The 22,555-nt window shown below is 57.4% G+C and carries 23 protein-coding genes and 3 tRNA genes; 16 read left to right on the forward strand and 10 right to left on the reverse strand.

Features of this window, described 5'->3' with window-relative positions:
* On the forward strand, positions 1–2,001 hold the full coding sequence (locus AC6I8F_RS10680) for an FUSC family protein (RefSeq protein WP_498028018.1): 2,001 nt from the start codon (positions 1–3) through the stop codon (positions 1,999–2,001).
* On the opposite strand, the gene AC6I8F_RS10685 is transcribed toward AC6I8F_RS10680, so the two are convergent.
* The 4 genes from AC6I8F_RS10685 to AC6I8F_RS10700 form a co-directional block, all read right to left on the reverse strand.
* Entirely contained in the window at positions 2,002–2,469 is a 468-nt protein-coding gene (locus AC6I8F_RS10685) for a hypothetical protein (protein WP_021506208.1), read from the reverse strand.
* A gap of 125 nt (positions 2,470–2,594) precedes the next feature.
* Positions 2,595–3,113, reverse strand: coding sequence for a superoxide dismutase family protein (sodC, locus tag AC6I8F_RS10690; RefSeq protein WP_021506209.1), 519 nt, complete (start codon positions 3,111–3,113; stop codon positions 2,595–2,597).
* An 81-nt stretch (positions 3,114–3,194) separates the two neighbouring features.
* Positions 3,195–4,091 carry an aldo/keto reductase gene (locus AC6I8F_RS10695; RefSeq protein ID WP_021506210.1) on the reverse strand — a complete coding sequence of 299 codons (897 nt, stop codon included), beginning with the start codon at positions 4,089–4,091 and terminating at the stop codon, positions 3,195–3,197.
* A 65-nt stretch (positions 4,092–4,156) separates the two neighbouring features.
* Positions 4,157–4,396: a DUF1289 domain-containing protein gene (locus AC6I8F_RS10700; protein WP_021506211.1), complete on the reverse strand. Its 240-nt coding sequence runs from the start codon at positions 4,394–4,396 to the stop codon at positions 4,157–4,159.
* Between the two features lie 220 nt (positions 4,397–4,616).
* Here AC6I8F_RS10700 and eptA point away from each other — a divergent pair, with 220 nt between their 5' ends.
* The 5 genes from eptA to rnt all read left to right on the forward strand — a co-directional run bounded on the left by eptA (position 4,617) and on the right by rnt (position 9,323).
* Positions 4,617–6,254 carry a phosphoethanolamine transferase EptA gene (eptA, locus tag AC6I8F_RS10705; protein WP_498028019.1) on the forward strand — a complete coding sequence of 546 codons (1,638 nt, stop codon included), beginning with the start codon at positions 4,617–4,619 and terminating at the stop codon, positions 6,252–6,254.
* A gap of 39 nt (positions 6,255–6,293) precedes the next feature.
* Positions 6,294–6,890, forward strand: coding sequence for a TetR/AcrR family transcriptional regulator (locus AC6I8F_RS10710; protein ID WP_031279165.1), 597 nt, complete (start codon positions 6,294–6,296; stop codon positions 6,888–6,890).
* Between the two features lie 49 nt (positions 6,891–6,939).
* Positions 6,940–8,037 (forward strand): alkene reductase, encoded by a 1,098-nt coding sequence (locus tag AC6I8F_RS10715; RefSeq protein WP_058776267.1) that lies wholly within the window; start codon positions 6,940–6,942, stop codon positions 8,035–8,037.
* A gap of 101 nt (positions 8,038–8,138) precedes the next feature.
* Complete coding sequence (gene gloA / locus AC6I8F_RS10720; protein ID WP_021314698.1) at positions 8,139–8,546, forward strand: lactoylglutathione lyase; 408 nt, start codon at positions 8,139–8,141, stop codon at positions 8,544–8,546.
* Between the two features lie 108 nt (positions 8,547–8,654).
* On the forward strand, positions 8,655–9,323 hold the full coding sequence (gene rnt, locus AC6I8F_RS10725) for a ribonuclease T (protein WP_021506216.1): 669 nt from the start codon (positions 8,655–8,657) through the stop codon (positions 9,321–9,323).
* A gap of 53 nt (positions 9,324–9,376) precedes the next feature.
* On the opposite strand, the gene AC6I8F_RS10730 is transcribed toward rnt, so the two are convergent.
* Positions 9,377–9,709, reverse strand: coding sequence for a Grx4 family monothiol glutaredoxin (locus AC6I8F_RS10730; protein ID WP_021506217.1), 333 nt, complete (start codon positions 9,707–9,709; stop codon positions 9,377–9,379).
* 366 nt (positions 9,710–10,075) lie between these two features.
* Between AC6I8F_RS10730 and AC6I8F_RS10735 the strand changes: the two genes are divergently transcribed.
* Entirely contained in the window at positions 10,076–10,867 is a 792-nt protein-coding gene (locus AC6I8F_RS10735) for a C40 family peptidase (RefSeq protein WP_058757687.1), read from the forward strand.
* Positions 10,868–10,923: 56 nt separating this feature from the next.
* Here AC6I8F_RS10735 and cydH read toward each other — a convergent pair whose 3' ends face one another.
* Positions 10,924–11,013, reverse strand: a complete 90-nt coding sequence (gene cydH / locus AC6I8F_RS10740; RefSeq protein ID WP_021506219.1) for a cytochrome bd-I oxidase subunit CydH — start codon at positions 11,011–11,013, stop codon at positions 10,924–10,926.
* Positions 11,014–11,286: 273 nt separating this feature from the next.
* Here cydH and purR point away from each other — a divergent pair, with 273 nt between their 5' ends.
* Positions 11,287–12,312 (forward strand): HTH-type transcriptional repressor PurR, encoded by a 1,026-nt coding sequence (gene purR / locus AC6I8F_RS10745; RefSeq protein ID WP_021506220.1) that lies wholly within the window; start codon positions 11,287–11,289, stop codon positions 12,310–12,312.
* Here the strand turns inward: purR and punR are convergent.
* Positions 12,309–13,220 (reverse strand): DNA-binding transcriptional activator PunR, encoded by a 912-nt coding sequence (gene punR / locus AC6I8F_RS10750; RefSeq protein WP_498028020.1) that lies wholly within the window; start codon positions 13,218–13,220, stop codon positions 12,309–12,311. The genes purR and punR overlap by 4 nt on opposite strands.
* Positions 13,221–13,329: 109 nt before the next feature.
* Here punR and punC point away from each other — a divergent pair, with 109 nt between their 5' ends.
* Both punC and cfa read left to right on the forward strand, forming a co-directional pair.
* Entirely contained in the window at positions 13,330–14,532 is a 1,203-nt protein-coding gene (gene punC / locus AC6I8F_RS10755) for a purine nucleoside transporter PunC (protein ID WP_498028021.1), read from the forward strand.
* A 310-nt stretch (positions 14,533–14,842) separates the two neighbouring features.
* Positions 14,843–15,991, forward strand: coding sequence for a cyclopropane fatty acyl phospholipid synthase (cfa, locus tag AC6I8F_RS10760; protein WP_211725421.1), 1,149 nt, complete (start codon positions 14,843–14,845; stop codon positions 15,989–15,991).
* 48 nt (positions 15,992–16,039) lie between these two features.
* Here cfa and AC6I8F_RS10765 read toward each other — a convergent pair whose 3' ends face one another.
* On the reverse strand, positions 16,040–16,693 hold the full coding sequence (locus tag AC6I8F_RS10765) for a riboflavin synthase (protein WP_021506224.1): 654 nt from the start codon (positions 16,691–16,693) through the stop codon (positions 16,040–16,042).
* Positions 16,694–16,891: 198 nt separating this feature from the next.
* Between AC6I8F_RS10765 and AC6I8F_RS10770 the strand changes: the two genes are divergently transcribed.
* The 6 genes from AC6I8F_RS10770 to AC6I8F_RS10795 all read left to right on the forward strand — a co-directional run bounded on the left by AC6I8F_RS10770 (position 16,892) and on the right by AC6I8F_RS10795 (position 20,963).
* Positions 16,892–18,265, forward strand: coding sequence for an MATE family efflux transporter (locus AC6I8F_RS10770; protein ID WP_498028022.1), 1,374 nt, complete (start codon positions 16,892–16,894; stop codon positions 18,263–18,265).
* 153 nt (positions 18,266–18,418) lie between these two features.
* Positions 18,419–18,495: transfer RNA gene (locus AC6I8F_RS10775), tRNA-Val, on the forward strand.
* Positions 18,496–18,498: 3 nt separating this feature from the next.
* Positions 18,499–18,575: transfer RNA gene (locus AC6I8F_RS10780), tRNA-Val, on the forward strand.
* Positions 18,576–18,587: 12 nt separating this feature from the next.
* Positions 18,588–18,664: transfer RNA gene (locus tag AC6I8F_RS10785), tRNA-Val, on the forward strand.
* Positions 18,665–19,008: 344 nt separating this feature from the next.
* On the forward strand, positions 19,009–20,421 hold the full coding sequence (gene pykF / locus AC6I8F_RS10790) for a pyruvate kinase PykF (protein WP_021506226.1): 1,413 nt from the start codon (positions 19,009–19,011) through the stop codon (positions 20,419–20,421).
* A 305-nt stretch (positions 20,422–20,726) separates the two neighbouring features.
* Positions 20,727–20,963, forward strand: coding sequence for a major outer membrane lipoprotein (locus AC6I8F_RS10795; RefSeq protein ID WP_007374746.1), 237 nt, complete (start codon positions 20,727–20,729; stop codon positions 20,961–20,963).
* Positions 20,964–21,038: 75 nt separating this feature from the next.
* Here AC6I8F_RS10795 and AC6I8F_RS10800 read toward each other — a convergent pair whose 3' ends face one another.
* Both AC6I8F_RS10800 and sufE read right to left on the reverse strand, forming a co-directional pair.
* A complete protein-coding gene (locus tag AC6I8F_RS10800; protein ID WP_498028023.1) occupies positions 21,039–22,076 on the reverse strand; it encodes a L,D-transpeptidase family protein in 1,038 nt (345 codons plus the stop codon).
* A gap of 62 nt (positions 22,077–22,138) precedes the next feature.
* Positions 22,139–22,555, reverse strand: coding sequence for a cysteine desulfuration protein SufE (sufE, locus tag AC6I8F_RS10805; RefSeq protein WP_278708431.1), 417 nt, complete (start codon positions 22,553–22,555; stop codon positions 22,139–22,141).

Below are 22,555 nucleotides of genomic sequence, written 5' to 3' on the forward strand. Positions count from 1 at the left end.
ATGAATCTGCAGTGGCTGGCCTGGCACAATCTACCGTGGATAAAGGCAACCGGCGGCGAGTGGCGCTATGCGTTACGTAATGCAATCGCGATGTGTCTGGCGCTCACCCTGGCGTATGCGCTGCAGCTGGATCAGCCTTACTGGGCCATGACGTCCGCCGCAGTGGTGAGTTTCCCCACCGTCGGCGGCGCCATCAGCAAAAGCCTGGGTCGCATCGTCGGCAGCCTGCTCGGTGCCAGCGCCGCGCTGCTGATCGCCGGCCATACGCTCAACGAACCGTGGCTGTTTGCCTTTTTCATGGCCGGCTGGCTGGCGCTCTGCACCTGGGTCGCCAGCCATTTTCAAAACAATGTGGCCTACGCCTTTTCACTGGCCGGTTACACCGCCGCGATTATCGCCTTCAGCAGCGTCAACGTTAGCGACGTCAGCCAGCTGTGGGACATCACCCAGGCGCGCGTGTGCGAAGTGATCGTCGGGATTCTCTGCGCCGGGCTGATGATGATGATCCTGCCCAGCACCTCGGACGGCAGCGCGCTGATGCTTTCGCTGCGCCAGATGCACACCCGCCTGCTAGACCACGCGGTGCTGCTGTTGCAGCAGAGCAGCACGGAAAATGTGCGCACCGCCCACGAAACGGTGATCAGCCAGATCCTTACCATGAATCTGCTGCGCATTCAGGCCTTCTGGAGCCACTATCGCTTCCGCCGGCAAAATAACGTGCTTAACTACGTGCTGCATCAGCAGCTGCGCCTGACCAGCGTGCTCTCCAGCCTGCGTCGCATGCTGCTTAACTGGCCCGACGCGCCGCCGGCGCTGTACAGCGCAATGCAACAGCTGCTGCACGAACTGGCGCAGCCGCAGTGTGATAAATACCGGCTGGCGCAGATTCTGCGCAGCATCACGCCGGACGTGCACGGTGATTTCCGCCAGCGTGCTTTTGTCCAGCGGCTGCGCTACTTCTGCTGGGTATGGCTGAATGTGGAGCGCTGGATTCGCCTGATTGAGCGCGCCGACGCTGACACCCGTTTCCAGCCACCGTACGCGCCGGCACTGGCACGTGCCAGCGACAGTGCCGAAGCTGGCTGGAGTGCGCTGCGCACGTTTAGCGTGATCATGCTAGGCTGCGCGTTCTGGATCGGGACCCAGTGGGACGCTGGCGCCGCCGCACTGACGCTTACCGCTATTGCCTGCGTGCTCTACTCGTCATCGCCTTCGCCCGGCGGCAGCGTGTCGCTGCTGCTGAAAACGCTGCTGTGGCTGTCGCTGTTCAGCTTTGTGCTGCAGTTTGGTCTGATGGTACAAATCAGCGCGCTGTGGCAGTTTTTGCTGCTGCTGTTCCCGCTGCTGCTGACGCTGCAACTGTTTAAGCTGCAGCAGAAGAAACGCGCCGCGCTGTGGGGCCAGTTTATTGTGTTTATGGGATCGTTTATCGCGGTAAGTAATCCGCCAGACTGGGATTTCCAGAGCTTCCTTAACGATAACCTGGCAAAAGTGTGTGGCGTCCTGCTGGCGTGGCTGGCGTTTCAGGTGTTACAGCCGGGTTCTGATGCGCGCCGCAGCCGACGCCATATCCGGGCGCTGCGCCACGCTTTTCTCGATCAGCTACGTCGCCAGCCGCGTCTGAGTGAAAGCCGGTTTGAATCGCAGATTTATCATCACATCAGCCAGCTGAGCCACAGCCGTGATGAGCAGGCGCGCCTGTGGCTGCTGCGCTGGGGCGTGGTGCTGCTGAACTGTTCGCACATTGTCTGGCAGCTGCGCGCCTGGCAACCCCGCTCACCGGCGCTGGCGCAGCTGCGCGACAGCAGTCTGCAGGATTTGCAGCGTATTATGAGTTTGCGCGGTGTGCGTCACGACTCGCTGCAGACCGCGCTGGATACGCTGCAGCAGGTCATTGATCAGCTTCAGGGGCAGCCGGAGAGCGACGCGAATACCCTGGCGGGTATTTTGTGGCGCCTGCGCTGTTCGCTGGCGCAGCTGCGTCAGGCGGTGCCGGATTGATCATTCACAGTACTGGGTAAACTGCCGATCAAAGTCATCGTGCAGCTGTTGCAGGGTCTTCTGCCCTTCAAAACGGGTTTTATCCTGCTCGGACATCGGTTCGATCACCAGCGCTTTCTCGTCCGACGAGTAGATAAAGCGCCGTGCCAGCGTGCTGCCGGTAAAACTGGTGCCCTGAATGCCGCCACACACCACGGTGATGCTGTGACGGCGGATTTCGGTATGGGTGAAATTGGTTTCGGTGGCGCTGCGCAGGACATTCTGACAGCCTTTGGCTTGCAGCCGCTGCAGGGTATGCTGCGTCAGCCATTCGCGGCCGCGGGCAATATTTTCACAACTGGCGCGCAGCGGATTGGTATCTATATCTCGCTGCAGCTGACGGCTGGCCTCCAGTCGCAGCTGGGTATCATTCGGGCGATCGCAGCCCACCAGCGCTAAACACAACAGCAAAATCCCACGCGTTTTCATGCCTGCCCCTGAGCGGTTCCGTTCCTGAATCAACATCATAGGATGGAATGTTGCCGCTGAGTAGCAGGAAAATGGGTCAGAATTTTTCTGCGCGGCGGCGGGTCAGGCCCGTCGCCGCCCGGTGGTCAGATCACGCCGCAGGCCAGACGCGCCCCGCCACCGCCAAGCGGTTGCGGATGGTCAGCATGGTTATCGCCGCCGACGTGCACCATCAACGCTTTGCCTTTGATCTCGCTCAGCGATTTCAGGCGGGGCGCCACCACGGGATAGCTGGCTTTGCCGTCGTCGGTGACATACAGCGCGGGCAAATCGCCGAGGTGACCGTCAGCGTACGGACCGAGGTGCTTGCCGCTGTTGTGCGGATCGAGGTGACCGCCCGCCGCGCCGGCCGCCACGGTTTTGCCGGCGGATTCTCCGGGCTCACAGCTGCCTTTGGCGTGGACGTGGAAGCCGTGAATGCCGGGTTTCAGCCCGCTCAGCGCCGGCGCGAACTGCAGGCCATACGGGGTTTCGCTGATGGTCACCTTACCGATCGACTCACCGATACCCTGCGCCGTCACCTGATGCAGCGTCACGTCTTCTGACGCCGCGTGTGCACCGGCAGCACACACCAGCGTCAGCACGGCCATAATGGTTTTTTTCATAACGTCTCCTTACGGTTCAGATTCCCTCTAAGCCTGGACCGCTTTTGCCCAGGCTGCCGTAGTTTGACGCAGATTTACGCTTCAGGGCACATCGTAGCCGAGTGCCGCCTTGCGAATACGGAACCACTGCTGGCGATCCAGCGTCAGTTCACAGGCTTTCACCGCGTCGCTCACACGCGCGGTTTTACCGGAACCGATAATCGGCAGCGGACGACTGGGCAGCTTCATTACCCAGGCATAGACCACCTGCTCGATATTGCTGGCACCGATCTCCTGACGCACCTGTTCCAGCTCATCGCGCAGCGGCTGGTAGTGCGGATCGTTAAACAGGCGGCCGCCACCGAGGCACGACCACGCCATTGGGCGCATACGCGTCTGCTGGCACTGGTCGAGCGTGCCGTCGAGCAGCGCCGACTGCTCCAGCGGTGAGATTTCCAGCTGATTGGTGACCAGGCTAAACGGCAGACGGGATTGCAGCAGCGTGAACTGCGCAGCGGTAAAGTTGGACACGCCAAAATAACGCACCTTGCCACTCTGATGCAGCTGCAGGAAGGCGTCGGCGATTTCATCCGCATCCATTAACGGATCCGGACGGTGAATCAACAGCAGATCGAGATAATCGGTGGCAAAGTGGCGCAGCGAATTTTCCGCACTGTGCAGGATGTGGCTGGCTTCGGTGATGTAGTGACCGATTTTATGTTCCGGTTTCGCGCGGGTGGCAATGCCGCACTTGGTGACGATTTGCAGTTGCTGACGCAGCTGCGGTGCCAGGCGCAGCGCTTCGCCGAACGCGGCTTCACAGCGATAGTCGCCGTAGATGTCGGCGTGGTCAACGGTGGTGATGCCCAATGCCAGATGATGCTCAATGAACTGCACCAGTTGCTGTGGCGTCATGCCCCACTCCATCAGCCGCCAGTAACCGGCGATCAGCGGCGAAAAAGCGGGTCCCTGTGGGGCAATAGCGTGCGGTTGTAACATGGTTAAACTCCCTTCTGCGCAATAGCGAAAGCGCGAGTATAACCAAATGCGCACGGCGCGTTTTCTTAAAACAGCTCCGGTTGCTGTGGATCAGGATTTTCATCCACTTTTTGCTGCCGCTGCAGGCGCAACAGGCGCTGACGACACAGGCGCAGCACCTCGCGTTTTTGCGCATCGCTGAATTTCATCCAGTTGAAGCGCTCCTCCCGGCTGCGCAGACAGCCACGGCAATAGCCGCGCGCATCGCTCTGGCAGATACCGCGACAAGGGCTCGGAACCGGAAAAAACTCTAATTGCTCAGCCACATCACCTCCGCAATGAACCTATCCACTCTTATTGATAACAGCTTAGTGACATAGTGCAAGGCATAAACCGTTATTGCTGGTACTGTACACGGCGACAACCACGCCAGCGTCCGTCACCGTGGCAATAGTCAGGGAATCAATCAGGTAAGGAGACGCGGTTAAGGTTTTCCTCATCTTCAATTCATACGATTGTCATATTCCGTTATTCCGATGAGTCTCCATGAAACTGATCTCTAAGTTACAGTGTCACGACAACAGTTTTAATTTACTGGCCGCGTTGTTCTTTGCCGTTGTTCTCAATGCCCTGTTTTTATTGCGCGCGTGGGAAATTATTCCCTACACCCGCGTGCATGATTACCTGTTCGCCGCCAGCATGCCGGTGGTGCTGGTCGCGGCGTTTTATTTGCTCTTCTCGCTACTGGCCTGGCCGTGGATACGCAAACCGTTGCTGATTGTGCTGATTCTCGCCAGCGCCGCCGCCAACTACTTTATGCACAGCTTTGGTACGGTCATCGACACCAACATGATTGAAAACGTGTTTGAGTCGAATGCGCAGGAAACCGGCGCGCTGATGAGCCGCAACTATGTCATCTGGATGCTGCTGATGGGCATTCTTCCGGTCGCGCTGGTGTGCAGCGTCCGTATCAGCAATCGCCAGCGCTGGTGGTGGAATCTGCTGCAGCGCCTCGCCAGTGCGCTCGGTGCCGTACTGGTGATTCTGCTGATGGCCGTGCTGTTCTACAAAGACTATGCTTCGCTGATCCGCAATAACAAAGGCCTGGTGAAGATGATCACTCCTGCCAATATTGTCAGTGGCACCGGCCATTATGTCGATCAGCGCTATCTGCAGGGCAGCCAGGCGCTGGTAAAGATTGGCGAAGATGCGAAGAAAGGGCCGCTGATCACCGCCGGGTCGAAGAAGACGCTGGTGGTGCTGGTGGTGGGTGAAACTGCGCGCGCGGAGAACTTCTCCCTCGGCGGCTATGCGCGCGACACCAACCCACAGCTGAAAAAGCAGCAGGTGATTTATTATCCCAACGCCAGCTCCTGCGGCACAGAAACCGCCATTTCGGTGCCGTGCATGTTCTCGAATATGCCGCGCGAGCACTATGACGCGAACCTCGCCCATCATCAGGAAGGCGTGCTGGATGTGCTGGCCCATGCCGGAATCAGCGTGCTGTGGCGCGAAAACGACGGCGGCTGCAAGGGTGCCTGCGACCGCGTGCCGCATACCGATATGACGCAGTGGCAGCTGCCGCAGTACTGCCACGATGGCTTCTGCCTCGATGACGTCCTGCTGCATCGTTTTGATAACTATGTCGACAGCCTGCACAATGACGGCATCATCGTACTGCACCAGATGGGCAGCCACGGTCCGGCTTACTTTAAGCGCTATCCGGCCGCGTTCCAGCGCTTTACGCCGACCTGCGACAGCAATCAGATTCAGGATTGCGACCACCAGGCGCTGGTCAACACCTACGATAACTCGCTGCTGTATACCGACGACATGCTGAGTCGCACCATCGATAAGCTGAAGGGCCTGAGCGATCGCTTTAACGTGGCGCTGGTGTACCTGTCCGACCATGGCGAATCGCTGGGCGAACACGGCATGTATCTGCACGGTGCGCCGTACCTGTTTGCGCCGTCGCAGCAGACGCACATCCCGCTGCTGCTGTGGATGTCGCCGGGCTACGCCGCGGCGTATCACATTGATCAGGCCTGTCTGCGCCAGCAGGCGACAGAGACAGCGGTGTCGCAGGATAATCTGTTCCACACAGTGCTCGGCCTGTTCAACATCCAGACGCAGCAGTATCAGCCACAGCTGGATATGATCAAATCGTGCCAGAATCGCGCCTGAGGATTGCATTAGACCGACTGGTCTAATACTCTGCCTGCCATGAACAAGACAGTGCAACGCAACGAAACCCGTGAACATCTGCTCGCCACCGGCGAGCAGGTCTGCCTGCAGCGCGGTTTCACCGGCATGGGGTTGAGCGAAATGCTGGCGCTGGCGGAAGTGCCGAAAGGCTCGTTTTATCACTACTTCCGCTCAAAAGAAGCGTTCGGTGTGGCGCTGCTGGAGCGCTATTTCGTCAACTATCAGCAGCAGGTTGAACAGCAGCTGACCCAGCCCGGCGTTACTGCACGCGAACGCTTATTGCAGCATTTTCGCTACGCGGAACGGCTATTTATCGAGCAGGGTCATATCGTCGGCTGTCTGGGCGTTAAGCTTTCCGGCGAAGTGTGCGATCTGTCAGAGCCGATGCGCGATGCGCTGCAGCGCGGTGCTACGGCCATCACGGCGGCTTACGCACGCTGTCTGACGGAGGTCGCAGCCGAACAGCCGCTGCCCTATGGGCAAAGCCCGCAGCAGCTGGCGCAACGCTGTTATCTGCTGTGGCTGGGAGCCAGCCTGCAGAGCAAGATTTCACGTGAGCCCGGGCCGATTAGCCTGGCGCTCGACACCATCGAACAGTGGCTTAATCACCGCTGATTTTTAAAAACGGCAATTTCTAGACGACCGGTCTATTACAGGAGTCATCATGGCGAGTAAACAGCTGTTCACCCCGCTGAAAGTGGGCGCAATTACCGTACCTAACCGTGTATTTATGGCGCCGCTGACGCGTCTGCGCAGCATTGAACCGGGCGATATTCCTACCCCGCTGATGGCGGAGTATTATCAGCAGCGCGCCAGCGCGGGTCTGATCATTACCGAAGCCACCCAGGTTTCGTTCCAGGCGAAAGGCTACGCCGGTGCGCCGGGTTTACACACCGCAGAGCAAATTGCTGCGTGGAAAATGATTAACGAAGGCATTCACGCCGCGCACGGTCACAGCGCCGTTCAGCTGTGGCACACCGGCCGCATCTCGCATAATAGCGTACAGCCGGATGGCAAAGCGCCGGTTGCACCGTCCGCGATCGCCGCTGGCACCCGCACCTCGCTGCGCGCCGCCGACGGCAGCGTGTATCGCGAAGATACCTCCATGCCGCGTGAACTGAGCGTGGCAGAAATTCAGCAGATCGTTAAAGACTTCGGTCAGGCGGCAGCCAATGCGCGCGACGCCGATTTTGACCTGCTGGAACTGCACTCAGCGCACGGCTATCTGATGCATCAGTTCCTCGCACCCGGTTCTAACCAGCGTACCGATGAATACGGCGGTTCGATTGAGAAGCGCGGCCGTTTCGCGCTGGAAGTGGTCGATGCGGCAATTGCTAACTGGTCAGCCGATCGTATCGGTATCCGTATCTCGCCCATCGGCGCCTTCCAGAATCTGGAAAACGGTCCGGATGAAGAAGAAGCGGCACTGTGGTACATCAGCGAACTGGGCAAGCGCGGCCTCGCCTACCTGCACCTGTCTGAGCCAGACTGGGCGGGCGGTAAGCCTTACACCGATGAGTTCCGCCAGAAAGTGCGTGCCGCCTTCCCGGGCGTGATTATCGGTGCCGGTGCCTACACTGTGGAAAAAGCGGACGACCTGATCGCGCGTGGCCTGATTGACGCCGTGGCCTTTGGCCGTGACTTCATCGCCAACCCGGATCTGGTAGCGCGCCTGCAGCAGGATGCACCGCTTAACCCGCAGCGTCCGGAGAGCTTCTACGGCGGCGGCGCGGAAGGTTACACCGACTACCCGACACTGTAAGTCAAACGCGGCCGCAGCGGATGTGCGGCCGCGTGCTTTCTTCAGGGCATTCCCTCGCTATACTTAGCGGGTTCCCTGATGACTTTTAAAAAGAGGATGTTATGCGTTTACTTCACACTATGTTACGCGTTGGCGATCTGCAGCGCTCCATCGATTTTTACACCCGCGTGCTGGGCATGCGCGTGCTGCGTCAGAGCGAAAACACCGAATACAAATACACCCTGGCTTTCGTGGGTTACACCGAAGAGAGCGAAGGTGCGGTCATTGAGCTGACCTACAACTGGGGCGTGGATAAATACGACCTCGGCAATGCCTACGGCCACATCGCGCTGGGCGTGGATGATGTCGCGGCGACCTGCGACCGCATCCGTCAGGCGGGCGGTAACGTCACGCGTGAAGCCGGCCCGGTAAAAGGCGGCAGCACCATCATCGCTTTCGTGGAAGATCCGGACGGCTACAAAATCGAGCTGATCGAAAACAAACACGCCGGTCACGGCCTCGGCAACTAATGCCGTTAGTCAGCCTGCTAATTTGCGGGCTGACTTCCCTCTCCTGCTGCACCCTGCGCCGATTTTTGCCATAATGCGCGCTGCCCCATTTCCTGCAATGAGATCCTGATGTCTGAATCGAACGCCTTAAACGCTCTCCATCAACGCTTCCGTGGTTTTTATCCTGTGGTGATTGACGTTGAAACCGCCGGTTTTAATGCGCAAACCGATGCGCTGCTGGAAATCGCGGCCACTACGTTAAAAATGGATGAGGATGGCTGGCTGCACCGCGATGAAACCCTGCATTTCCACGTGGAGCCGTTTGAAGGGGCGATTCTCAATCCCGAAGCGCTGGCGTTTACCGGCATCGACCCCAGCAATCCGCTGCGCGGCGCGGTGAGTGAATATGAGGCGCTGCACGCCATATTCAAAATGGTGCGCAAAGGCACCAAAGACAGCGGCTGTAACCGGGCGATTATCGTGGCGCACAACGCCACCTTTGATCATAATTTTCTGATGGCGGCGGCAGAGCGCACCGGCATGAAGCGTAACCCATTCCACCCGTTCGCCACCTTTGACACCGCCGCACTGAGCGGGCTGGTGCTGGGACAAACGGTGCTGGCGAAGGCCTGTAAAGCGGCGGGGATAGATTTTGACAGCACTCAGGCGCACTCGGCACTGTACGATACCGAACAGACCGCCACGCTGTTTTGCGAACTGGTGAATCGCTGGAAACGCCTCGGCGGCTGGCCGCTGGCGGTGAGTGAAGAGCCGGCCGAAGACGATGCCTCGGCCTGAGGCCCGTCAGACCGCAGCCAAAAAAAAGGCCGACACTGCTGTCGGCCTTTTTCTTATTCTGCTTCTTTGTGCTTCTCAGCGGTCTCTTTGATCAGCGGTTGCAGTTCGCCGCGCTGGAACATCTCAACGATGATGTCACAGCCGCCGACGAGCTCGCCATCCACCCACAGCTGCGGGAAAGTTGGCCAGTTGGCGTATTTCGGTAACTCAGCGCGGATATCCGGATTTTGCAGAATGTCTACGTACGCAAAGCGCTCACCACAGGCAGACAGCGCCTGTACCGCCTGCGCAGAGAAACCGCAGCTTGGCAGTTTCGGCGAACCTTTCATGTACAGCAGGATCGGGTTTTCTGCGATCTGGCGCTGAATTTTTTCAACAGTACTCATTTTTGCCTTCCTTAATCCTTCACTTCGTGTTTGTTTATTGTAGCGACTTCGCCCCGCGACTGAAAACGGGATTTTGCCTTCGCCGGCGCATATCGCCATGTTTGTTAAGTTCGCGCGCCACGAATAACATTTTCGTATCATTAATAAGCATTAATCAATTAATAATTAGCAATAATTCCGCTGGGTTAAACAGCTGAAATCGCTCATTTTTGCCCCACTTTCAGTACCGTGACAGATTAATGGAAAAAGACCTTACCTTTTGCAAAAAAAGTGGATTAGAATTGCCCCGGTGCTGATCGTCGATCAGATTTTTCTAACTTTACCGCGGTCTGGCTTCCTGCCGACGGCTTAACCTGTAACCGGACTATGCGTTTACTGATTACGCTTTTCATACTGGCTTTTGCCCAACTGTTCTTTAATGTGGCGGCGGCTTCTCCGCATGCGCCGGTTAATGCCAGTTTGCAGAAAGCGGAGAAAAAGAACGCGCGTGAAGATGAGCGTCGCAAACGACGCCCGGTGAAAACCACCAGCAAAAAGTCACGCCTGACGTCGGTACAGAAGTTCAGGCTGAAAAAACAGCAGAAAAGCGAAACGGTACTTCAGCACACCACCCAGCGCAAATCCTCACTTAAGCTCAGTGCGAAAAAATATGGTCATCAGCGGCTGGCGAAGAAATCGCGTGACGTTGCCGTTGATGATGAAGTGCAGCAGCTGAGCGGCATTAAAATGAGCAAAGCCCACCGCCTGCGCTATCAAAAAGCACGTGAAACCGCGATGACGAAATTGATGGGCCAGCTGGGTAAACCGTATCAGTGGGGAGGCACCTCACCGCACACCGGTTTCGACTGCAGTGGTTTAGTGTGGTACGCCTACAAAGACCTGGTGAAGTTTAAATTTCCCCGCACCGCCAATGAGATGTATCACCTGCGCGACGCCGCGCCGATCAAGCGCGAGATGCTGGAGAAAGGCGATCTGGTGTTCTTCCGCATCAACAATCGCGGTACCGCCGACCATGTCGGGGTTTATCTGGGCAATGGCAAATTCATTCAGTCTCCGCGCACCGGTAAGGACATTCAGATTAGCGCGCTGGGCGAGGATTACTGGCAGAAGCATTACGTTGGCGCACGCCGTATGATGACGCCAAAAACCGTGCGCTAACCTCAGCGTTGCGCAACAAAAAAGCCGGTGGCTGTTCAGCAGCACCGGCTTTTTTATTAATGCAGAATGGCGGTAAAGCTAAAGGCAATAATCATCAGCAGAGCAGCGGCGGTGGTGGTCAATGCCAGTTTTAAATCGGTACTCATCACAACTCCTTAGTCACACAGTTTGCATGGTTAAATAATTTTCGCACAGTGATGGGCAAAAATCTCGTGTTATCCGCCCCGGCTTGCTAGAATCGCCGCCTTTCGTTGCGCAACAGATTTAGCGCATGCTGCATTGACAGCCTGCTGAAGGATGTTTCCCTGCCCGATTAAGCAGATTAGCCCTGATATCCAGGGCGCAAAACCATTAGCAGACGCAAACGTTTAACAATATACTTATCAGTAAGTTGCGATAAGCCCAGGAGTACCATTTTCATGGCAACCATTAAAGATGTGGCGAAACGCGCCGGGGTCTCAACCACCACGGTTTCGCATGTCATCAACAAAACGCGTTTTGTCGCGGAAGAGACGCGTAACGCCGTATGGGAAGCGATTAAAGCGCTGCATTACTCACCGAGCGCGGTGGCCCGCAGCCTGAAGGTGAATCACACCAAGACGCTGGGCCTGCTGGCGACCTCCAGCGAAGCGCCCTACTTCGCCGAAATTATTGAAGCCGTGGAGAATCACTGCTTTGAGCGTGGTTACACGCTGATTCTCGGCAACGCGCATAACGATCTGCAAAAACAGCGTGCCTATCTGTCGATGATGGCGCAAAAGCGCGTCGATGGCCTGCTGGTCATGTGCTCCGAATATCCCGACGATCTGCTGCAGATGCTGGAAGAGAACCGCAATATCCCGATGGTGGTCATGGACTGGGGCGAATCACGCGGGGACTTTACCGATACCGTGCAGGACAATGCGTTCCACGGCGGTTACCTCGCCGGGCGTTACCTGATTGAGCGCGGCCATCGCGATATCGGTGCCATCCCCGGCCAGATGGAGCGCAACACCGGTGGCGGCCGTCATGCGGGTTTTCTGCAGGCGATGCAGGAAGCGGGCATCAGCGTCCGTCCCGAGTGGATTGTGCAGGGTGACTTCGAACCGGAGTCAGGTTATCAGGCGATGCAGCAGATCCTGAACCAGAAACAGCGCCCGACGGCGGTATTCTGCGGCGGCGATATCATGGCGATGGGCGCGATTTGCGCGGCCGACGAGATGGGACTGCGCGTGCCGCAGGATATTTCGGTGATTGGCTATGACAATGTGCGCAACGCGCGCTATTTCACCCCGGCGCTGACAACCGTGCACCAGCCGAAAGCGCAGCTGGGGGAAAAGGCACTGGAGATGCTGCTGGACCGCATCACCAGCAAACGCGAAGAGCCGCAGACCATTGAAGTGCAGCCCACGCTGATTGAGCGCCGCTCCGTGGCCGATGGCCCGTTCCGCGATTACCGCCGTTAAGCCGCCTTCTCGCTGAGCCACTCGTGGTTCAGCGTCTCCGCATCGCCCAGATATTCCAGTAACCACGCCAGCGCCGGTGACGCGCGCTGCTCAGACCAGCTGACGCAACACGGGCTGTCCGGAAACGGCTGCGGCAACGCCAGCTCCACCAGCGCGCCGGTGTCCAGCAGCGGGCGCGCCAGGTGCCCCGGCACCATGCCCACGCACAATCCGGCCTGCAGGCAATCCAGCCCGGTTTCCCACTCCGGCACCACCAGACGCCGCTGGTTATCCAGCGTCCACGTCATGCGGCGCGGCAGCGCGCGTGACGTATCTTCCAGCACCAGCGACGGCCAGGCGCGCAGGGTTTCATCGTCCAGCTGCGGACTGTGGGCCAGCGCATGCTGCGGACTCACCACGCAGCGCCAGTTGAGCGCGCCCATATCCTGAAAGGCGAAGCGGCCGCCGACCGGAATGGCCTGGGTGGCGCCAATCGCCACATCGACACGACCATCAGCCAGCGCGTCCCACACGCCATTAAATACTTCGTAGCTGATGATCAGCTCCATATCGGGGAAATGGCGGTAAAAATCCTTTACCAGCTGGCGGGTGCGCTGCGGTTTGACGATGCAATCTACCGCGATACTGAGCTGACCGCGCCAGCCATTAGCCAGCTGCTGACACTGGCGGCGCGTGGCCATCATTTTTTTGATAACAGAACGCCCTTCACGCACAAAATGCTCGCCTGCTGCCGTCAGCACCACTTCGCGATGCTGCCGCTCAAACAGCGGTACCGCCAGCCAGCCTTCCAGCTGGCGCACGGTATAGCTGATGGCAGAGGGCACGCGGTGCAGCTCCTGCGCCGCCGCGCTAAAACTGCCGGTGCGCGCTACCGCGTCCACCACCTCAAGTGCATATTCCGACCACATAGTTTTCCCATCAAAAATTTTAACAGCACCCTGCAAATATTAGCGTTTCACAAAGCCCGCTGCACCCTTTTACACTCCCCGCCGTTCAACCTGCCGAATGAGAAAAACCATGCTGTCATCCAAAGGATTTCTGCCTTACCTTGCCGTGCTGAGCATGCTCGGCTTTCTGGCCACCGATATGTATTTACCCGCCTTCGGCGCCATGCAGCGCGACTTTGCTTCCGCACCGGGCACCATCAGCGCCAGCCTGAGCCTGTTTCTGGGCGGCTTTGCCTGTGCGCAGGTGCTGTGGGGCGTGCTGTCGGACCGCTTCGGCCGTAAACCCATTCTGCTGGCGGGCCTGAGCCTGTTTGCGCTGAGCTGTCTTGCCATGCTGTGGGTGACTAACGTCTGGCTGATGCTGGCGCTGCGTTTTGTGCAGGCGGTAGGCGTGTGCGCCGCAGCGGTGAGCTGGCAGGCGCTGGTGGTTGATCGCTATCCGCAGGCCAAAGCCAACAAAGTATTTGCCACGATTATGCCGCTGGTGGCGCTGTCACCGGCGCTGGCACCGCTGCTGGGTGCCTGGCTGATGGCCCATTTTCACTGGCGCGCCATCTTCCTCGCGCTCACGCTGGTGACGCTGGTGCTGCTGTTCGGCACGCTGAAACTGGCCAGCGCGCCGCGTGCGCGCCACGACAGCGCGCCACAGCCGGGCTGGCTGACGCTGCTGGCGACGCGTATTTACAGCGGTAACGTAGTGATTTATGCCGCCTGTTCCGCCAGTTTCTTCGCCTGGCTGACCGGCTCGCCGTTTATCCTCGCCGCCGCGGGTCTGAGCCCGGCGGACATTGGCCTGAGCTATATTCCGCAGACCATCGCCTTCCTGCTGGGCGGGTTTGGCTGTCGCGCACTGCTGAACCGTTTTCAGGGTGCGCAGCTGCTGCCGTGGTTGCTGATGATTTACAGCCTGAGCATTTTGGGCCTGTTTGCGGTGGCGCTGATGACCACGCCGCCGCTGGTGGCTCTGCTGCTGCCGTTCTGCGGCATGGCGCTGGCCAATGGCGCGATTTACCCGATTGTGGTGTCCAGCGCCCTCGCCCCGTTCCCGCAGGCCACCGGCAAAGCGGCCGGCCTGCAGAATCTGCTGCAGCTGGGCTTATGCTTCCTCGCCAGCCTGATTGTTTCCGCCGGTCTGCAGCAGGCGCTGTTACATACCACGCTGGTCATGGTGGCCACGGTGATCCTCGCCTGGGCCGGTTTCCTGTGGCAGCGTAGCGCCAGCGCACAAAGTGATATTGCTCACGCTTCCCGTCCCTGCGAAGATAATTGCTAAGGCAACGATTATCGTTAGCAAACTAACGATAAGCCATTGAATACTGACCTGCGTGAGCATATACTCAGTGGGTCAGCATTTCTGCAACAAATCAATAACATAATGAGCGTATTTTTTAGCGACACTGTCGCTGGGATGGCGTCTGCACGATATTCACCTCCGGAGTTGTGGCAGACATTTCTATTCAGATTCATACCTCTGTAATACGTCGGCTATCTGGCGCACGGATTTTCCGTGAGTTCTCTCACAGGCCTGAGGAATTTGACTATTCTTTTTCTCAGGTTCAAATCGGAAAGGTGATGGAGAAGCTATGAGTTCATCGTGTATAGAAGAAGTGAGCCTTGAAGAAAACCAATGGTTTCGTATCGCCCATGAATTACTGGAGCGGGCGGACATTCACATCAACGGCACACGCCCCTGGGATATTCAGGTCAGACATGCGGATTTTTTCAAACGGGTCCTGCAGGAGGGATCGCTGGGCCTCGGTGAAAGCTACATGGACGGCTGGTGGGAGTGTGAACGTCTGGATATGTTCTTCCACCGCGTGCTGAAACATCATCTGGATAAGCAGTTACCGCACCATTTTAAAGATACGCTGCGCATTGCTGCGGCGCGCCTCACCAATCTGCAGTCAAAGAAACGCGCCTGGATTGTTGGTAAAGAGCACTACGATCTTGGCAACGACCTGTTTTCATTGATGCTCGATCCATTTATGCAGTACTCCTGCGGCTACTGGAAAAGCGCGGAAACGCTGGAGCAGGCACAGCAGGACAAGCTGGATATGATCTGCCGCAAGCTGCAGCTTGAGCCGGGCATGACGCTACTGGATATCGGCTGCGGCTGGGGCGGACTGGCGGAATTCGCCGCGCGTCATTACGGGGTGAAAGTGCATGGCGTGACTATCTCTGCCGAGCAGCAGAAAATGGCGCAGCAGCGCTGTGCCGGTCTGGATGTGACCATTCTGCTGCAGGATTACCGTGATTTGAACCAGCAGTTTGACCGCATCGTATCGGTGGGCATGTTCGAACACGTCGGGCCGAAAAACTATGCCACCTACTTCGATGTGGTTGATCGTAACCTGAAACCGGAAGGCCTGTTTTTGCTGCACACCATTGGGGCGATCAGAACCGACATGAACGTCGACCCGTGGATCGATAAATACATTTTCCCCAACGGCTGTTTACCGTCGGTACGGCAGATCGCCGATGCCAGCGAATCCCACTTCATCATGGAAGACTGGCACAACTTCGGCGCGGATTATGACACCACGCTGATGGCCTGGCATGAGCGATTCCAGGCGGCATGGCCGCAGCTGGCGGAGAAGTATGGCGAGCGTTTCAAACGGATGTTCAGCTATTACCTCAACGCCTGCGCCGGTGCGTTTCGCGCGCGCGATATTCAGCTGTGGCAGGTAGTTTTCAGCCGCGGCGCTGAAGGCGGTTTGCGCGTGGCGCGTTGATTTCCGAGTCAGGACAAAAGGCGCTTACCGCGCCTTTTTTATTCGCGATTACTCCGCGTCCGGCAGCGTTTGTGCCACCAGCGCGGCCGCGGCATCACGCTGCGCCAGCACACGTTCAACGGTGTCGACAATCGCCTGGGTATGCGGATCGATTTCGATATTGACCCGGTGCCCCAGCTTCTTCGCGCCCAGCGTGGTGCGCTCCAGCGTTTCCGGGATCAGGTGCACGCAGAACTTACTTTTGGTGACATCACCGACTGTCAGGCTGATACCATCGATGCCGACGAATCCTTTATGCAGAATATATTTGATCTGCTCAGCGTCCTGTAATTTAAACCACACTTCGCGGTTATTCTCTGACTGGATAATTTTACAGATTTCGGCGGTGGTCATAATATGGCCGGACATCAGGTGTCCGCCAATTTCATCGCTGAATTTCGCGGCGCGCTCAATATTCACGATGTCGCCAACCTGTAATTCACCGAGGTTGGTGATGCGCAGCGTCTCTTTGATGAGATCGAAGCTGACGCGATCGCCGTCAATGGCGGTCACCGTCAGGCAGCACCCGTTGTGCGCTACCGAGGCGCCCAGCGCCAGGCCGGGCAGCAGCTCAGCAGGCAAGCGCACGGTGTGGGTGCGGAACAACTCTTTTTCTTCAATGGCGACAATTTCTGCCGTGCCCTGCACAATTCCGGTAAACATAATTTCAGCCTCTGCGAAGTTTGTGGCAGTTTATCACAGCTTGCGCCGCAAGGTTTAATTTGCCGGCGCGCAAACTTTACACAAATGGCGCAACCAAATGCGATCAATGTTTGGCGGAAGTGCGGGCTACCGCTACACTAGGTCGCGCATTCTTTGGGGATTCCGCCCCGCTCTCTTCTTAAATTACGCAGGTGATACGTGCAGAAGTATTTAACAGAAGCGCGTCAATTGCTGGCCCTCGCGATCCCGGTCATCCTTGCTCAGGTGGCACAGACCGCGATGGGATTTGTGGATACCATAATGGCCGGTGCGGTGAGCGCCACGGATATGGCCGCCGTTGCTGTCGGCACCTCTATCTGGCTTCCCGCCATTTTGTTTGGTCATGGTCTGCTGCTGGCATTGACGCCAACCGTTGCGCAACTCAACGGATCCGGGCGACGCGAACGCATCGCAGAACAGGTGCGCCAGGGTTACTGGCTGGCGGCGGGCGTGGCGCTGCTGATTATGGTGGTGCTGTGGAACGCCGGCTACCTGATTCACACCATGCATGACATTGATCCTCAGCTGGCGGCCAAAGCAGAAGGTTATCTGCACGCGCTGCTGTGGGGCGCACCGGGCTACCTGTTTTTCCAGGTGGCACGTAATCAGTGTGAAGGGCTGTCGAAGACCAAGCCGGCGATGCTGCTGGGTTTCCTCGGCCTGCTGACCAACATTCCACTGAACTATGTGTTTATTTACGGCCATTTCGGTATGCCTGCGCTTGGCGGCGTGGGCTGTGGCGTCGCCACCGCGTCGGTTTACTGGGTGATGTATCTGGTGATGCGCTTCTGGCTGAAGCGCATGCCGGCCATGCGCGATATCCGCATGCATAGCCGCTGGTCGCCACCGTCGAGCGCTATTCTGACGCGCCTGTTCACGCTGGGATTACCGGTCGCGCTGGCGCTGTTTTTCGAGGTCACGCTGTTTGCCGTGGTGGCGCTGCTGGTATCGCCGCTCGGCATTGTGAAAGTCGCTGGTCATCAGATCGCGCTCAACTTTAGCTCGCTGATGTTTGTGCTGCCGCTGTCGCTCGGCGTCGCCACTACCATTCGCGTCGGCTACCGTCTGGGCCAGGGCTCAGCCGAACAGGCCCGCATCGCCGCGTGGACCGGTCAGGGCGTGGGTATCACCATGGCGGCGATCACCGCGCTGTTTACCGTTACCTTCCGCCACGATATTGCCGCGCTCTATACCGCTAACCCGGAAGTGATTACCCTGGCGGCACAGCTGATGCTGCTGGCGGCCATCTACCAGTTCTCGGATTCGATTCAGGTGATCGGCAGCGGTATCCTGCGCGGCTATAAGGACACGCGCTCGATCTTCTTTATTACCCTGATCGCCTACTGGGTGCTGGGGCTGCCGGTGGGTTACGTGCTGGCGCTGACCGACTGGGTGGTGGCACCGCTGGGGCCGGCCGGTTTCTGGTGCGGATTTATCGTCGGTCTGACGTCGGCAGCGGTGATGATGATCTGGCGCATCCGCCGTCTGCAGCGTTTACCGGCGCAGGTGATTCTGGCACGCGCCGCGCGCTAAGTGGCTGAGCGGGCGTTTATTTGGCCCGCAATGGCGAAAAAAACGACGCATAGCACAGTTGCTGGTCAGTCGTCAGGAAAAATCACTTTTCCGCTTGCCAGCATCACGGCCTGCCGTTAATATTCGTCCCCGCTGTCGCCCTGACAGCGTGTTGCGCTCTTAGCTCAGTTGGTTAGAGCACCACCTTGACATGGTGGGGGTCGATGGTTCGAGTCCATTAGAGCGCACCAAGTGCGTCCGTAGCTCAGTTGGTTAGAGCACCACCTTGACATGGTGGGGGTCGGTGGTTCGAGTCCACTCGGACGCACCAGATTTCTGAAATGCGCTCTTAGCTCAGTTGGTTAGAGCACCACCTTGACATGGTGGGGGTCGATGGTTCGAGTCCATTAGAGCGCACCACTTTTGCTGTTATCTCCCTTGCGCAACTCGCCTTTCCTTGATCTGAGTCGGTTTTCTCCCTCTGCTTTTATATTGGTTTTCGCATACTTAGCGACTATACTATGCCGCGTTGTTCCACCTGAAAGGTTTCAGCGCTAACGTGCCTATGCCAGCCACTTACATCATTTGCGCAACGCCGTCGCTACGGTCTCTCCGCCCGGCGCATAACTTCTCTGCACGCTTAGCCGTCGTCACCTATTCTTACTTCTGTGTCAAACGTACCAACACCAAACAGATTTTTACTTCGGTGCCAGGCGCATCGACCCCCGACCTTCATCATCCATCACAACTTACAGAAATCTGACATGAAAAAGACCAAGATCGTTTGTACTATCGGTCCGAAAACCGAATCCGAAGAGATGCTGACTCAACTGCTGGAAGCGGGCATGAACGTCATGCGCCTGAACTTCTCTCACGGGGATTATGCCGAACATGGTCAGCGCATCACCAACATGCGTGCCGTCATGGAAAAAACCGGTCGCCAGGCCGCGATTCTGCTGGACACCAAAGGCCCGGAAATCCGTACCATGAAACTGGACGGTGGCAATGATGTGTCCCTGAAAGCTGGCCAGACCTTCACCTTCACCACCGATCAGTCAGTGATTGGTAACAGCGAGCGCGTTGCCGTTACTTACGCCGGTTTCACCGAAGACCTGAAAATTGGTAACACCGTGCTGGTCGACGATGGTCTGATCGGCATGGAAGTCACCGAAGTCACCGAAAACACCGTGGTGTGTAAAGTGCTGAACAATGGCGACCTTGGCGAAAACAAAGGCGTCAACCTGCCAGGCGTGTCCATTCAGCTGCCGGCACTGGCGGAAAAAGACAAGCGCGATCTGATCTTCGGCTGCGAGCAAGGCGTGGATTTTGTTGCGGCTTCCTTCATCCGTAAACGTTCTGACGTGCTGGAAATCCGTGAGCACCTGAAAGCCCACGGCGGTGAGCACATTCAGATCATCTCCAAGATCGAAAACCAGGAAGGCCTGAACAACTTCGATGAGATCCTGGAAGCCTCTGACGGCATCATGGTCGCGCGTGGTGACCTCGGTGTGGAAATCCCGGTTGAAGAAGTGATCTTCGCGCAGAAGATGATGATCAAGAAGTGTAATAAAGCGCGCAAAGTGGTGATCACCGCGACGCAGATGCTGGATTCGATGATCAAGAACCCGCGCCCTACCCGTGCTGAAGCCGGCGACGTGGCCAACGCCATCCTCGACGGTACCGACGCGGTGATGCTGTCCGGTGAGAGCGCTAAGGGTAAATACCCGCTGGAGTCGGTCACCATCATGGCGACTATCTGCGAGCGTACCGATCGCGTGATGAAATCGCGCATCGATTCCCTGCAGGATTCGCGCAAGCTGCGTATCACTGAAGCAGTGTGCCGTGGCGCCGTTGAGACCGCTGAGAAACTGGAAGCGCCGGTGATTGTGGTGGCGACCGAAGGCGGTAAGTCAGCTAAATCCGTGCGTAAATACTTCCCGGATGCCACCATTCTGGCCCTGACCACTAACCAGACCACCGCGCGTCAGCTGATCCTCAGCAAAGGGATTGAAACGCGTCTGGTGAGCGAAATCGCCTCGACCGATGATTTCTACCGCATCGGCAAAGAGATGGCGCTGCAGAGTGGCTACGCGCAGAAAGGCGATGTCGTAGTGATGGTTTCGGGTGCGCTGGTACCGAGCGGAACCACCAACACCGCGTCGGTGCATGTACTCTGATCGAGCCGGTGATGTTTATTTAAAAGAGCGCCTTTCGGGGCGTTTTTTTTATTCCGCGCCTGAGACAGAAAGCGGAAAATTCCAATCGATAATAACTATTCAATATCCCGCAGAATTAAGGTTAATCCGATTAAATCTCTCTGTTTTCGCTAAATATTTTCATCATGTTCTGCGAAACGCTGCTTCTTTGAGCGAACGATCAAATTTAAGCATGTTCTCATCAAAAATTTATTCTCAACTTAAAAAGCTTTGTGTAATACTTGTAACGCTACATGGAGATTAACTCAATCTAGAGGGTATAAATAATGAATCGTACTAAACTGGTACTGGGCGCGGTAATCCTGGGTTCAACTCTGCTGGCTGGTTGCTCAAGCAACGCTAAAATCGACCAGCTGTCTTCAGACGTTCAGACTCTGAACGCTAAAGTTGACCAGCTGAGCAACGACGTGAACGCAATCCGTTCTGACGTTCAGGCTGCTAAAGACGACGCAGCTCGCGCTAACCAGCGTCTGGACAACCAGGCTCACTCTTACCGTAAGTAAGAGTTCTGGTTTGAAAAATGGTGCCCTTGTGGCACCATTTTTTTTGCCCGGATTCTGCCGTCCGCTGGCCCTGAATCACGGTGTCGCAGCGGCTTCGCCCTGCGCCTGACTGATGGTGGCTTGCGCACCGCCTGTTGCCCCCTGCTGCGTCTGCAGCACTGCCGGCAGTGGCGTCGCCTCACTCACCGGTTCCCCACTGCTCACCAGCACCGGCATGCCTGAACGACGTTCAATCGCCGCCTTTATCAGCGCACTGTCGCTCTTCGCACTCTTTATAAAAGCTTTCAGCGGCGCGCTCAGCGCAATTGGCATGGTCTGCGGATCGTCCTGTTCATTACGTGACAGCGGCTGGTGTACCTCGATGTAGCGTTTGCCGTCGGGTTCGATGGCATATTTGATCGGCTGGTTAATCACCTGTACGCGCGTACCCTGCGGCACGCTGTTGAACAGCGCTTCGATATCGTCCGGACGCAAACGAATACAGCCGGAGCTGACGCGCATCCCGATGCCGAAGTCGGCGTTGGTACCGTGAATCAGATACTGGCCGCTGCCGCGCGCCAGACGCAGCGCAAACAGCCCCATCGGGTTATCCGGCCCGGCAGGCACCATCGCGGGCAGCGTGATGCCCTCTTTGGCGTAGCGTTTGCGGATATTGACGGTGGGCGTCCAGGTGGGGTTAGGGATTTTCTGGCTGATACTCGTCACCATAGCCGGCGTGGCGGCACCCAACTGGCCGATGCCGATCGGATAAACCACGACGCGATTTTCCCCTTTGGGATAGTAGTAGAGGCGCAGTTCGGCCAGGTTGATCACGATGCCTTCGCGCGGCGCATCCGGCAACAGCATCTGCAGCGGCACGGTAAGCTGCGTTCCGGCTTTTGGCAGCCAGGGGTCGACGCCCGGGTTGGCTTCGAGCATGCCGAGCATGCCTATCTTATAACGCGCGGCAATGCTCTCCAGCGGCCGTTTATCATCCGGGACGGTGGTCAGGGTGTTTTCGCCAATCAAACGGCTATCAGCGGCTGGCAGGGGGTATTCCGTAGCAAACGCAGGTGCAGACAGTCCGAAACAGGACAACAGCAATGCACCAGCTAAACGAAGCGCAGGTTTCATGCAATTTTCTCTTTGTCGGATGGAACAGACCCCGGTCATGGCCGGGGTCTGGAGAGTGTAACTTAGCTGAGAGACTGTGCGTTATGCCGGATCGCGCGAATCATCGCTTCCAGCCCCTGCGAACGCGAAGGGGTGAGGTGTTGCGTCAGGGCCAGTTCGCCAAACCAGTGGGCGACATCCAGTGCCAGAATCTCTGGCGCTTTCAGCCCCTGATACAGGCTAAATACCACGGCAATCAAACCCTTAACGATGGCGGCATCGCTGTCACCTTCAAAAGCAATGGTGCCGTCTGCCTGTGGGGTCATGCGAATCCATACCTGACTCTGACAGCCGGAAATGACGTGCTGCGGCTGATGCAAGCTTTCAGAGGATTCTGGTAATTTTGCCCCGAGTTCAATGATGTAGAGGTACTTCTCTTCCCAGTTGGCGCAACGATTGAAGTTGCGCACCAGTTTCTCTTTTTCTGGCAGGTTTGCCAT

It is taken from the genome of gamma proteobacterium symbiont of Axiagastus rosmarus (genome assembly GCF_059730925.1).

Coding starts and splice junctions, on each gene's coding strand:
- AC6I8F_RS10680 (WP_498028018.1), top strand. CDS start 1: ATGAATCTGCAGTGGCTGGCCTGGCACAATCTACCGTGGATAAAGGCA.
- AC6I8F_RS10685 (WP_021506208.1), bottom strand. CDS start 2,469: ATGAAAACGCGTGGGATTTTGCTGTTGTGTTTAGCGCTGGTGGGCTGC.
- sodC (WP_021506209.1), bottom strand. CDS start 3,113: ATGAAAAAAACCATTATGGCCGTGCTGACGCTGGTGTGTGCTGCCGGT.
- AC6I8F_RS10695 (WP_021506210.1), bottom strand. CDS start 4,091: ATGTTACAACCGCACGCTATTGCCCCACAGGGACCCGCTTTTTCGCCG.
- eptA (WP_498028019.1), top strand. CDS start 4,617: ATGAAACTGATCTCTAAGTTACAGTGTCACGACAACAGTTTTAATTTA.
- AC6I8F_RS10710 (WP_031279165.1), top strand. CDS start 6,294: ATGAACAAGACAGTGCAACGCAACGAAACCCGTGAACATCTGCTCGCC.
- AC6I8F_RS10715 (WP_058776267.1), top strand. CDS start 6,940: ATGGCGAGTAAACAGCTGTTCACCCCGCTGAAAGTGGGCGCAATTACC.
- gloA (WP_021314698.1), top strand. CDS start 8,139: ATGCGTTTACTTCACACTATGTTACGCGTTGGCGATCTGCAGCGCTCC.
- rnt (WP_021506216.1), top strand. CDS start 8,655: ATGTCTGAATCGAACGCCTTAAACGCTCTCCATCAACGCTTCCGTGGT.
- AC6I8F_RS10730 (WP_021506217.1), bottom strand. CDS start 9,709: ATGAGTACTGTTGAAAAAATTCAGCGCCAGATCGCAGAAAACCCGATC.
- AC6I8F_RS10735 (WP_058757687.1), top strand. CDS start 10,076: ATGCGTTTACTGATTACGCTTTTCATACTGGCTTTTGCCCAACTGTTC.
- cydH (WP_021506219.1), bottom strand. CDS start 11,013: ATGAGTACCGATTTAAAACTGGCATTGACCACCACCGCCGCTGCTCTG.
- purR (WP_021506220.1), top strand. CDS start 11,287: ATGGCAACCATTAAAGATGTGGCGAAACGCGCCGGGGTCTCAACCACC.
- punR (WP_498028020.1), bottom strand. CDS start 13,220: ATGTGGTCGGAATATGCACTTGAGGTGGTGGACGCGGTAGCGCGCACC.
- punC (WP_498028021.1), top strand. CDS start 13,330: ATGCTGTCATCCAAAGGATTTCTGCCTTACCTTGCCGTGCTGAGCATG.
- cfa (WP_211725421.1), top strand. CDS start 14,843: ATGAGTTCATCGTGTATAGAAGAAGTGAGCCTTGAAGAAAACCAATGG.
- AC6I8F_RS10765 (WP_021506224.1), bottom strand. CDS start 16,693: ATGTTTACCGGAATTGTGCAGGGCACGGCAGAAATTGTCGCCATTGAA.
- pykF (WP_021506226.1), top strand. CDS start 19,009: ATGAAAAAGACCAAGATCGTTTGTACTATCGGTCCGAAAACCGAATCC.
- AC6I8F_RS10795 (WP_007374746.1), top strand. CDS start 20,727: ATGAATCGTACTAAACTGGTACTGGGCGCGGTAATCCTGGGTTCAACT.
- AC6I8F_RS10800 (WP_498028023.1), bottom strand. CDS start 22,076: ATGAAACCTGCGCTTCGTTTAGCTGGTGCATTGCTGTTGTCCTGTTTC.
- sufE (WP_278708431.1), bottom strand. CDS start 22,555: ATGGCAAACCTGCCAGAAAAAGAGAAACTGGTGCGCAACTTCAATCGT.